Here is an 11,386-nt window from a genome sequence, read left to right as displayed (position 1 = left end):
TGTTGCGTTCAACCATAGCTTAAAATAGGACCCACGCAATAAGCATGAAATTATAGAGGCTAAGGTCGACGCCGGTTTTTAAAAAATGGAGGACACCGAGCGATCAATTAAAATGACGCGGCAGATCGATTAGCTTTTTTAACGCTTTGGTAAGTGTCCCAGCTGTTTGTACACCAATAAAGCGGTCCATCTCCCTGCCGTCTTTGTAAAGAATGATGGTGGGAATGCTCTGAATCCCGAGATGCATAGCGATGTCTTGGTTTTCATCGATATTTATCTTCTGGATCACTGCCTTGCCGCTGTAGTTCTTTTTCAATGCATCGATGATTGGTTTTTGAGTGCGGCAGGGTCCGCACCACGGGGCATCAAAATCCACCAGGGTCACTCCGCGCAGGACCGACTGCTCAAAATGCTTCTGGGATACTCGTCCAATCGCACCCATTGCAATTCTCCTGGTCTCATTGGTAAACGAAAGGGCGGCAATCCCGAACATTGCCGCCCTCAAGGATCATTCATTCATCGAATCGGTTGTCGGTATTTATCCACCGAAGTCGCCGCCGCCCAGTCCCCGCATGGCTTCTTCAGTTGTTACGCGAAGCGTAGAGATTGACTTGTTAAACGCTGCGCGCTCAGCCTGGATATCGTCTATGCCGGTTTCCGGTGTGCAGTTTTCGCGGATCTGATCGATCCGGTCGTCCATTTCCGTGATGAGGATGTGCAGGTCTTCGATGTTGGGCAGAATTTTTTCTTTTTCGCCACCGGGCAGGGAATCCATTTTACGAGCGATATCGTAAACGATGGCTTTCCAGCCGGTGAGTTCCATTTCCATCGTTTTGCAGCAGTTTTTTGCCTTCATAACGCGGTCCTCCTTTTCTGTGGTTTATGTTGTCCTGCTGATCATGTCTTAAGTTTAAGCCAGCAAACATCTTGTCCTTATTTTTTTTGACGACTCATGGAAAACCTCCTGACCCAACTGCGCCAGGCATGAGATTGGGAGGGAAGCTGAATAAGAATCAAAACCAACGAATTCCTTGTATAAGAACACAACCATTACTATTTGTTATAATCAACTTTTGTGCCACATCGGTGAAACGATTTATAAAATAGAGAAGCAGAATAAAACACACTAAATACTAATGGTTATCTATTTTATTCCTGAACGATCAAGATCCTTGAGAGTCCCATATGAGTAGTAAAAGTTAATTCACACCGTTACTTCCTGGCAGATATGCATAGGGTTAACGTTGGGTAACGGTTATCGGGTGATGGCTCTCCGGGTTGCATTTTTTCAACCCTGTGCGTGAACGTCCCTGGTGGGCTTTGGGGAAAGCGGGCAGCCTCACGATTCAACATCGCCCGGGGAGGGGCACTTCAAACGAACGAAGAAAAACAAAGCGGACACAACAAGAAGAGATGTGAAACTAAAAATGGCCTCGAATGTGGAGACGTTGATCAATAAACCGGCAATTATCGGGAACACAGCGGTTGTCAGGCTGAGGGCGCCCCTGATTCCGGTATAGACGGCCCGGTTGTCGTTGGTGGTGATTTCAAGCCATACGCTTTCATAGGTGATTCTGACGCCAGGTATCGAGTTGCCGGCCCAAAAAAAAAGAGCATACCAGATCATCATACGGGTATCGATCGCCCGCTACCGCAGAAACCGCCTTGTTGATGGATGGTATCGATCCTTTCGACGCGGTCGATTACCAGCTCGGCTCCATAATCCGTTACCAGTGCATTGGGTATCTGAAACTTTTCCAACGGGTTCTTATTTGGGATGCCATAAGGCACCGCGCAGCGGTTTGCATTGATTCTTTCATCCTTGATCAAGGTAACGCACAGATTTTGATCGGAGGTATGGAGCATCTGAGCGATGGTGCGCCCAGCCGGGCCACCGCCAATGATAACGACCTGACGTTTTTTCACGTTGCATCCCCCTGTAACTGATATTCATCAGCGTCCGTGAGCCAAAGACGGATCCGCTATCGTTGAAAATTTCCTTGGCCCTTGACGAACGGCCCGTTGACTCGGGTTGTCGCCGTGAAACCATTCATTCCCTTATCCACAAGTTCCGCAACCGACGGCGCTTTCCGTGGTGTTCAAGTTTCCGGTGACATGAAAGCCCATCGGGGTGAAATCGATTTTAATCGGGTTCGCCATAGCAAGCAGATCCTTGTCGACGATGTATTGAAAGCCATCGACGATTAACCGTTCATCCGTATCTTTTGGCTCATCCAGAGCCAACGCCAGCGATGGCGGTCCTCAGCCGCCGGCGTTATAAAAAATACGCACCGGGGTGATGGCATGGTCCTGAAAATATTCAGTGAGTTTGGCCGTCGCTGAGTCTGTTACACGAAGCATAGGGGTTTTCTCCTTTAAATGAATCGTTGATTGTTTTTGCCGGCTGGTCTGATCGGTTTTTCAACCATTTCCTTTTTATGTGATTTTAGATGGGTTGCCACCGGCGTTTTCTCGGGGAGACGAATCACCGTTACCGGTACATAACTCAGGCGAATGACATCGCTGGCCGTGCTGCCGATGATGCGTTCCTCCATTTTTCCATGGCCGTGGGTTCCCATAATGATGAGATCGAAGTTGCCTTCCTGCGCCGTGGCTACAATCTGCTTGACCGGGTTGCCGATTTTGACGATCACATTGTCCTCGGTCAGCGGGCAGTAGGGAATTTCTTTGGTTACCCGTCGTGATGTCTCCCGGATGCGTTGATATATGGTATCTTTGGCTTTTTCGATGCCATTGATATGAAAGTCGGCCCAGGCTTTTTTACCCATATGGTCGGCCAGGTCGATGCCGGCTTCCCTGGAGAGGGCCTCGAGAACGTCCGGGATCACATGCAATAAGGTTACCGCGGCACCAAAACGGTTTCCGATGCTACAGGCGTAGCGGACGGCATGGCGGGCCGTATCGGAAAGATCGGTTGCATAAAGGATTTTCTGAATCGGCGGAACCATAGGCTCGTTCGCTCTCGTCAGTCGGGAGGGAAGTTCAGTGACCGTGGCAAGTTTTTCAGGGGCGGGCCGATCGGCTTGCGGCGTGGTCTGTTTATGGGCATCGTCGAAGATTTTGCCGACTAAACGGACATACCAGGCCGCTGTCTGGATCTGGATCACATAGGCCAGGGCGACCAGCAGGGCGATGGTGAGGCCCTGTTTGCCGAAGGCGGTCATGGCGATGGCCAGGGCGATGGACAGATCACGCATGACCACCCCGAAAACCATGGCGATGGCATCCTCGCGCCTGAAGAACAGCCGCCCGGCAATGGAGAGCAATCCGTAGGTAACCAGATAAAACACCGTCAGGGGAACCAGGATAGTGAGAATATCTGATGGATTGGCGATGATGTTTTTGGCTTTCAGCGACATGGCCACGAAGGCGATCAGGATGACACCCAGGGCAGAGAATGGCGGAAACTTGGGTTTGATGCGATCGTTCCAGGTTTGGTGGCCGACTTTTTTTATGGCCAGGGTCTGGGTCAGCAGGCCGGCGAACAGCGGTACGAAGACAAACAGGGCGATCTGCTTGAACATGTGCAGCACGTCCACATCGATGGTGGCGCCCATGAAAACCTTGGTATAGACCGGCGCTGCCAGGGCCCCGAGCACCAGCCCGAAAACGACCATTTTGATGGCGGCCTCCTTGTTGCCCTTGGCGAAACCGGTCCACGAAATGGTCATTCCCGACGTGGGCAGCACGCCGATGAGAAACAACCCGACGGCCCACAACCCATATTTCTCCGGTCCGCCGGAAAAAAACAGGCGGCCAATATAAAAGGCCAGCAACGGCACCAGGACAAAGTTGATGACCTGCGTGGTGATTTGAAGTTTATAGTCCTGGCCTTTAAAGATGGTTTTCACGTTCAGGGTCACCATCATGGGGTAAACCATAATAAAGGTTACCGGGATGATGAGTTGCTTGAGCGGGCTGGCGTCGAAAAAATAGCCATAAAATAAACCGACGGCCATGGACAACGGGATCGACCAGACCAGATTTTTCTGCAGAAATGATAGCGCACGCCACATGTTGATCTCCTTAGTTAACCTGTCATAACAAACGCGGTTATAGTTGATGGCAGAACTGAAAGTGGGTTTACTCAACAATCGTGCCATCCTCACGATCCAGGCCGAGATTTTATAATTTGCATTTATATCGAATGATTAAACTTTTTTAGGTTGAGAGGGAATACTGGTGCGGGATGAAAGACGGAGGGAAAAGCGTTACCGTGGTTGCGGTTAAATCAACATGGTAACGATATGGTAACGGAGGATTATTTCAAGTCATTTTTTTCAACAATTGATTGGCGGCGGTGAGCAGCGGATCCCACACAGGGCCAAAAGGGGGCGCGTAGGAAAGATCGGTTTCAGAAAAGGTCTTGACCGACATCTGGCCGTGCAAAGCAACCGCGGCAGCATTGATGCGGTGGGCGACCCCTTCGCGGCCGACCATTTGTGCGCCCAGCAGCCGCCGGCTTTTTTTGTCACCAATCAAATTCACCCAAATCGTTGCTGCCCCGGGATGGGCGTGGGCACGGGATCGTGTCTGAATCGTGACGTCCACCGGCTCGAATCCGCAGCGGTTTGATTCTTCATATGATAGTCCGGTGCGGGCCACTTCCAGGTTGAAGACCTTGAATACGGCCGTGCCGGCAACGCCTTCGAGCGATGTCGCTTGGCCGCAGACATTGTCCGCCACGGCCCACCCAGCCCGGTTGGCTCGCAGCGCCAGCGGAATCCAGGTCTTTTGACCCGTAACCACGTGATAGGCGTCCGCACAATCACCCGCCGCATAAACCGCCTCGTTCGAGGTCTGTAATTGGTGGTTTACGGCGATGGCGTTGCCGACCCCCGTTTCGATTCCGGCATCGGCGGCCAGCTGGCTGTTCGGTTCGATGCCAACGGCGACTAACACCATATCTGCCGGAAGGGTCCGGTCGCCGCAGACAACGCCGAGACGGGCGCCGGTTTTTTCGATCTTCGTGATTTCACCGCCGAGGTGCAACCGGACTTGGTTGCCGTCCAGCTCCCGTTTGACTTCTGCGGCCAGTTCACGCGGCATCCAGGGCAAGAGATCGGAGCCGGGTTTGACCATGTCGACCTCGATGCCTCTGGCCCGAAGCGCCTCAGCCATTTCCAGCCCGACATATCCCATGCCGACGATCACTGCTTTTTTGACGTCGTTGTCTTTGATGTAGTGTTTGATGCGTCTGCCATCGGCAAGGCTTTTCAAGGCCACCACACCGGGCAGGTCGAATCCGGGCAGATCCGGAACGATCGGCCGCCCCCCCGTGGCGATAAGCAGGCGGTCATAAAAAAACCGAAACGATTCACCATTATCGATTGTCCCGGTGACCGAGCCATTTTTGACGTCGATGGCCTCGGCACAACAGCCGGTAAACAGATCGATGCCCTGCTTGTTGCGAAACACATCGGCAGTCCTGACCACGAGGTCGTCAATCGGCCGGTCTGCGTCGGCAATGTTGTAGGGCATGCCGCAGGCGCTGTAGGAGACGTCTTCAGTTTTTTCCAAGACGATGGCGTCCATCTCCGGCATGGTTCTTTTGGCCCGGCTGGCGGCACTCATGCCGGCGGCATCGCCTCCAATGATCACGAATTTCATGTTTCACCATTTGCCGTCACCAGAATTTCCGGTGGCTGGACCAGGTTGCGTTTGACGGTGCACATCTGCGCCGCACGGATCACCGCCTTCTTGTACTTTGGCGGAAAATCGGCCGGCAATTTGACATCGATGGCTATTTTTTCCATCAAATGGGAGGTTTCGTTTCTTTCAAAATGAAGGGTCATTGATATATCGTCGATAGGGATTTTTCTGCTTTCGCAGAAATAAACAATGTATACCCCGGCACACGTGCCGATGGATGCAAGAAACAGGTCATAGGGTTCGGGTGCGGAGTCATCGCCGCCTTCGCTTTTCGGTTGATCCGTCTCAACGGTAAATCCTTTGTAGGTAGAAGTTACGCGCTTTCCGCCGGGAAAATGAATCTCCATCTCCATTGTCAACTCTCCAATATTGTGGTGTTCGCAAGGACCGTAATGCTTTTAATCTATTTCCAGTTCGCTTGCTATTGCGATTAAACAGGTATGGCACCCGTCTTGCGCGCGAGTGTCGTCACACAAAGGGACGGGTACGTTGCAGGTATAATTTACCGGGCACTCCAGGTCAAGGTGCGGTTGGGAGATGAACCCGCATGGTCAGCCCAAAATCGGGATAATGGTGCAAATCTGTATTTTTTTTGTCAGTCACAGTCTGGGTGAAGCTCTCCATAGGGAATTTTTTCGCCCGGTTTCCAGGTTGAGAAGTCTTTATCGATCACCACATCTTCACGCTGAACCTTTCGTTTAACCCAGACAATGCGGGTGTTGCATTCCTCCACTTTTTTACCTAACCGGGCCATTCGGATTCCCAATACACGTTCAGCGGTTTCCCGGCTTTTGTGAACGGAGATCACTCTTTTTTGAGGTTTGTCCAATTCGTGGGTGTCATAGATCAATGCAAACATGCGGCACCTCCTCAGTTTTGGGTTTGGTTAATTTGAATAAGTGCATTTATGGTGCCGTTTTACTTAAAAACGTTTTGCCTTTCCTTAAGGGGGACTCAATGTGCTGGGTGCCTATCAATCGTCGTGGGGGATGCCCTTCACATGAAGCATCAAATGAAACGCGCCAATATAGAACGTGGCTTATTTTTGCCAAATGCGATTTTTATTGACCCAACAATAATTTTGCGGCAAAAAAGTAACGAATGGTAACGTTTCGTAACGCAACCCCAACCTTAAAAGAGCGCTTCCCATGACCGACAAGATTCATGAGATCTGGAATGTACGATTCGTCAACCGGATTATCGACTCCATGGCCGATGGGGTGTTCACCATGGATGCCGCTGGACGGATCTCTTCCTGGAACCCTTCCATGGAGCGGATCAGCGGGTACACTGCCAAGGAGGCCCTGGGGAAAACCTGCCAGCTGCTCGAGTGCAGCCGCTGTTTTGGCAAAAGCTGCCCGGCCAACATCAAAAAATGTCGCATCGTGGAAAAAGGGCACTCGGAAGCCAAAGAGTGCCATCTGCGGCATAAGGATGGCCACGATGTGTCAGTGATCAAAAATGCCAGCGTGGTGAAAAACGATGACGGCCAGGTCCTCGGCATCGTCGAGACGGTCACCGACATGACCGAGCTGATGCGGGCGCGCAAAAAGGCTGAAGAGGCCGTTTTCCGTCTGGGAGAGATCCACCGCATGGACAACATCATCGGCAAAAGCCGGGCCATGCAAAAGGTCTTCGAGGCGATCCGTGCCGCCGCCGCCAGCGAGGCGACCATCCTGATTAATGGGGACAGCGGTACCGGCAAAGAACTGGTTGCCGGTGCGATCCATTTCAACAGTGACCGCCGGGAAGGCCCGCTGGTAGCGGTGAACTGCAGCGCCCTGTCCGAAAACCTGCTGGAAAGCGAACTGTTCGGCCACGTCAAGGGCTCTTTTACCGGCGCCAATAGGGATCGTATGGGACGCTTTGAAGAAGCTTCCGGCGGCACGATCTTTCTGGACGAAATCGGAGAGCTGAGCCCCTATATTCAGGTGAAGCTATTGCGGGTGCTGCAGGAAAGGGAGGTCGAGCGTGTGGGAGATTCGCGGAGACATAAGATCGACATTCGGATTATTACGGCAACGCACAAGGATTTATATGCCCGGGTGCGCGAAGGACGCTTCAGGGAGGATTTATATTACCGGTTGAAAGTATTTCCCATCCAACTGCCCCCATTGCGCGAGCGCAGGGAGGACATTCCGATTCTCGCCGACCATTTCATTAAACGCATGAACAAAAAAACAGGCAAGCCGATTACGGGCCTTTCAACGGCGGCCATGCGTGTATTCATGGATCATCCGTGGCCGGGAAATGTTCGGGAACTGGAAAATGCCATCGAACATGCCTTCGTGTTATGCAATCGAAAGGAGATCGATACCGTTGATCTTCCCGTTGAAATTCGGCAACCGGACCCGGATGGAGCCTGCTACGAGGTCCCGCGCGGAAAGATTCGACCGCGCAAGAAATTAACCCAAGCGGCATTGACAGCGCTTCTGGAGGAGTGCGACTGGAACAAAGCAGAGGTGGGGCGGCGCGTTGGCCTGAGTCGTACGGCCATATGGAAGTATATGAAAAAGTGGGCTATCCCCCTTCAGCCAGAAGAATAGTTTGTTTTTGCACCACTTTCGCGACAGACTCCGTGAAGGTCTTCGTGATTAACCTTCCTTTTCGGATACGATGCACCCCATCCCACCCCACGATCCGCTATCCTCTGGGCACCATGGCGGGAAACCCTTTTTATCTTATTCGACCACCCACACCGTGCAGTCGCGCGCATGGTTGACGATCTTGCTGGAGACACTGCCGAAGAGGAACTCTTCGCTTCGTGAAATTCCCTGCCTGCCAACCACGATGGTGCTGCAATTCATTTGGCTGCGTTCCGCCAGAATGCACTCCGCCAGGGAAGGGCAGTAGCGAAGCGTGGAATGCACCGATACATCCTGCGGCTCAAATCCATCAGCGATCAAACGTTTTCGATAGTTCTTAAGCATGGCATCCACTTTCAGCTGATACTCGCCGAGCCATTTGTCTTTTTCAGCAGCGGTGGAAAAGAAATCTTCTTCGGGTTGACTAATGACGTGCAGGATGATCACTTTAAAACCCTGCACCCCGGCAAGCATTTGACCCACGTAGGATACCGCCCGGCTGGCGTTTTCCGACTCGTCCGCGGCAATCAGGATTTTTTTGTTGAATTCCGTCTCAATTTTGATCATTTTTTCACTCCTCGATGACGAGAACGTTCAGATTGATGTTTGGTATGTTTCCAAATCATCCAACAACTGCACCGTGTTCTCATAAAACCAATTGGCGCCCTTGGAAAAGTGCATCAGAATCCGGTTGAGGGATTCGGGAATGTATGGGTAAATCTTTTTGAGATTGGCGACGCGGTTGTTAAACACGATATTTAGATCTTCTTCTGCCAGCCTATCCAGGGCAGGGTGGTCCTGATTCTTCAACTCCGGCAGCAGTACATCTCCCATACCGACTAAAAACATCAATACATTACCCAAGCCAAAGAGATCGTAGCCGTATACATTTTCCCGGTGCCGGTAATTAAAGTCAAAATCGATCCATCGGTACCGCCCGCTGTTGCGGTCTATCAGAATATGATCGCGCCGGATATCTCCGTGTTTTTCGCCATGTTCGTGAAGAAAACGGATGGCCTGGATGCATTCGACAAAGTTGTTTAAAATGGCAGGCAGGCGATCGAAAAAATAGGCTTGATGGTCCAGCCGCATGTCCTGCACATAATCATAGAGTGTTTTACCCTGGATAAAATCGAGCACGCGAATCAGATTTTCCGCTTGATCCCTTATGGCATGGCCGTGCATGAAGTTTTTTTGTCCGGCGACCAAATCTAAAATTCGAGCCTCTTTTCCGGGGCTGCGAAAACACTCGAAGGCGATGCCGCCGATGGTGCTCGTGAATTTTTCGTAAAAGACCAGTTTGAGGATTTTTAGGTCTCCGGTTTTCAGATCAATGGCGCGTTTGACCCAAAATTTGACATCGTCGTCGATTCCGAATCGTCCTTCTTTGGCGTTATGGCGAATGAGATAGGGGTGACCGTTTAGAACAACCACATCTCCATATTCCACCCGAAAGAAATCCGAGGTGTCGGTATGGATTTGAAAAGGGTGGGCGCCATGGGACGGAGGCAACCACCGGGACGTCATCTGCCGGAGGTCTTCTTGAGATGGGAGCGCTGTCATATCGGCGTTACCTTGGGCGGTTCGTTGATCCATTTTCCTCCAAACAGGAAGTCCTGGGTTGTCAATCCTGCCGACCCGGCAAGCCCCTAACGCTTGATCCGTCAGGTGGGACAGGACTTGCTGCCGATAGCGGATTGATTCGCCCCTCGGGCGATCCATGCAAAAAACCGCTTCAGCAGCCCGGTTTTAACCGGTCGTGTTCGGATCCGGGCTTTTGGAGCGGCGTCAAAAAGCGTATGCTTCTTACAATTGTTTTTACCGATGGGGGCCATTCACGATTTTCCTTTGTCTGTATATTTTGGCATGATACCGCCTACCAGGGGTTCATACAATCGGTATTCGGTTGCTTCACCTGTGATGGCGTCAATTTCACTCTGGATCGCGGTTCGTTCCTTGCTGTGAAGCCATGTTTTCCACTCATCCACCGATCGCCACGTGCTTCTGACCAGGTACTCATCCTCACCTGCGGGGTCGATGCACTGTAACGTTTCACCGGAAATATAACCTGGCTGGGCCAATGCGAGGGATCGCAGCCGGACGATCAAGGGCGCTAAAACCGCTCCTTTTTCCTTGATAAATCGTCGTCTGATCAATACTTCGATAGCCATTGGTCGCTCCTTTCGGGGTGCCCATGGTGGGGTACCGGATTGGCGGTGTATTGGATGTGAGATCCCGTCAGGCCGGCACCCCGGATGCATTGCTATTCAGAGCCTTCCTTTTCCAGTTCAGCGATTCTTCGCTGGACGGCGTCAAGGGATTTTCGCATGGCCTCGGCATCGGCCCGTAGCATCTCCATTTCATCGGTTTTGCCTACCGGGTACCCGGTGCCATAGGCCTGCGGATAAGGAAATCGGCCTTGGGCCGGCCCGAAGCCGTAACCACGGCCCCTGCTGAAACCGCGTCTGAAACCCATTCCTCTGCCATAGCCATAACCGCTGCCGTAAGCAGGCTGGTTAATTGCGGCACCTGCACGCCCGCAGATTCCCCTGCGACCGCCGGTCATGGAACCGGCCCCCATGGGTCCGCTTCTGTCTAATCCTGGCATGATACTACCCTCCTTGTTTGGGTTTTTGTTCGAGTGCTCACCTACAAAAGGCATCTTTCGGCCCAGGCCAGCGTTCTCGCTCAACTAGAATCCTCAGTGTAGCGCTGCTACACCTGCGGTTTCAGTTTCACTGCGGCCTTGGCCTGAACCTAAATCTACCATTTGTGGACGACCACTGGTTTCGGCACAACTATTGGCGATCAACCATCAAATAAATTGGGTTCAACGGTTTTGACCGCCTCCACGACCGCCACCGCGACCGCGTCCTGAGCCGCCGCCTTGTCGCTGTCCACGGCCGCCACCCCGGCTTTTACCCTGGCCGCCACCGCGACTGTCGCGTCCTCCTCCTTGATCTTGCGGTTGGACCGGCTGGCCGTTTTGGCCGCAGGGTCCCAGTCCTCTGCCTGATTGTCGACCCTTTCCGTCAGGGCCTTTTCCATCTCCTTGGGGCATGTTTTTCACCTCCCTCCTGTTTAGGATGTCTGTTCACGGTTATCGGTTCACCGTTTTTCAAACTTAT

At 52.2% G+C, this 11,386-nt stretch carries 14 protein-coding genes; 1 reads left to right on the top strand and 13 read right to left on the bottom strand.

Going from position 1 to position 11,386, the window contains the following annotated elements:
- Positions 1–103 precede the first annotated feature (103 nt).
- The 8 genes from trxA to ABYV26_RS11995 all read right to left on the bottom strand — a co-directional run bounded on the left by trxA (position 104) and on the right by ABYV26_RS11995 (position 6,532).
- Complete coding sequence (trxA, locus tag ABYV26_RS12030) at positions 104–442, bottom strand: thioredoxin (protein ID WP_372681288.1); 339 nt, start codon at positions 440–442, stop codon at positions 104–106.
- 96 nt (positions 443–538) lie between these two features.
- A complete protein-coding gene (locus tag ABYV26_RS12025) occupies positions 539–856 on the bottom strand; it encodes a hypothetical protein (RefSeq protein ID WP_372681286.1) in 318 nt (105 codons plus the stop codon).
- A gap of 770 nt (positions 857–1,626) precedes the next feature.
- A complete protein-coding gene (locus ABYV26_RS12020) occupies positions 1,627–1,926 on the bottom strand; it encodes a hypothetical protein (RefSeq protein WP_372681284.1) in 300 nt (99 codons plus the stop codon).
- A 132-nt stretch (positions 1,927–2,058) separates the two neighbouring features.
- Positions 2,059–2,244: a hypothetical protein gene (locus tag ABYV26_RS12015; RefSeq protein WP_372681282.1), complete on the bottom strand. Its 186-nt coding sequence runs from the start codon at positions 2,242–2,244 to the stop codon at positions 2,059–2,061.
- A gap of 131 nt (positions 2,245–2,375) precedes the next feature.
- The gene (locus tag ABYV26_RS12010) at positions 2,376–4,037 is read right to left on the bottom strand and encodes a bile acid:sodium symporter (protein WP_372681280.1); all 1,662 of its coding nucleotides are present in this window, start codon (positions 4,035–4,037) and stop codon (positions 2,376–2,378) included.
- Between the two features lie 250 nt (positions 4,038–4,287).
- Positions 4,288–5,631: an FAD-dependent oxidoreductase gene (locus ABYV26_RS12005; protein WP_372681278.1), complete on the bottom strand. Its 1,344-nt coding sequence runs from the start codon at positions 5,629–5,631 to the stop codon at positions 4,288–4,290.
- Complete coding sequence (locus tag ABYV26_RS12000; RefSeq protein ID WP_372681276.1) at positions 5,628–6,026, bottom strand: OsmC family protein; 399 nt, start codon at positions 6,024–6,026, stop codon at positions 5,628–5,630. The genes ABYV26_RS12005 and ABYV26_RS12000 overlap by 4 nt, the downstream gene beginning before the upstream one ends.
- Before the next feature lie 242 nt (positions 6,027–6,268).
- Positions 6,269–6,532 carry a hypothetical protein gene (locus ABYV26_RS11995; protein WP_372681274.1) on the bottom strand — a complete coding sequence of 88 codons (264 nt, stop codon included), beginning with the start codon at positions 6,530–6,532 and terminating at the stop codon, positions 6,269–6,271.
- A gap of 289 nt (positions 6,533–6,821) precedes the next feature.
- Here ABYV26_RS11995 and ABYV26_RS11990 point away from each other — a divergent pair, with 289 nt between their 5' ends.
- Positions 6,822–8,219, top strand: a complete 1,398-nt coding sequence (locus tag ABYV26_RS11990) for a sigma-54 interaction domain-containing protein (protein ID WP_372681272.1) — start codon at positions 6,822–6,824, stop codon at positions 8,217–8,219.
- Positions 8,220–8,354: 135 nt separating this feature from the next.
- On the opposite strand, the gene ABYV26_RS11985 is transcribed toward ABYV26_RS11990, so the two are convergent.
- The 5 genes from ABYV26_RS11985 to ABYV26_RS11965 form a co-directional block, all read right to left on the bottom strand.
- The gene (locus tag ABYV26_RS11985; RefSeq protein WP_372681271.1) at positions 8,355–8,825 is read right to left on the bottom strand and encodes a universal stress protein; all 471 of its coding nucleotides are present in this window, start codon (positions 8,823–8,825) and stop codon (positions 8,355–8,357) included.
- A 27-nt stretch (positions 8,826–8,852) separates the two neighbouring features.
- Entirely contained in the window at positions 8,853–9,854 is a 1,002-nt protein-coding gene (locus ABYV26_RS11980; protein ID WP_372681270.1) for a serine/threonine protein kinase, read from the bottom strand.
- 239 nt (positions 9,855–10,093) lie between these two features.
- Positions 10,094–10,429: an antibiotic biosynthesis monooxygenase gene (locus ABYV26_RS11975; protein WP_372681269.1), complete on the bottom strand. Its 336-nt coding sequence runs from the start codon at positions 10,427–10,429 to the stop codon at positions 10,094–10,096.
- A 92-nt stretch (positions 10,430–10,521) separates the two neighbouring features.
- Complete coding sequence (locus tag ABYV26_RS11970; RefSeq protein ID WP_372681268.1) at positions 10,522–10,866, bottom strand: DUF5320 domain-containing protein; 345 nt, start codon at positions 10,864–10,866, stop codon at positions 10,522–10,524.
- 200 nt (positions 10,867–11,066) lie between these two features.
- Positions 11,067–11,306, bottom strand: a complete 240-nt coding sequence (locus tag ABYV26_RS11965) for a hypothetical protein (RefSeq protein WP_372681267.1) — start codon at positions 11,304–11,306, stop codon at positions 11,067–11,069.
- Positions 11,307–11,386: the final 80 nt, after the last annotated feature.

The sequence above is a fragment of the Desulfosarcina sp. genome, assembly GCF_041551955.1.
Lineage (GTDB): Bacteria > Desulfobacterota > Desulfobacteria > Desulfobacterales > Desulfosarcinaceae > Desulfosarcina.
This window is presented reverse-complemented; position numbering and strand designations above follow the sequence as displayed.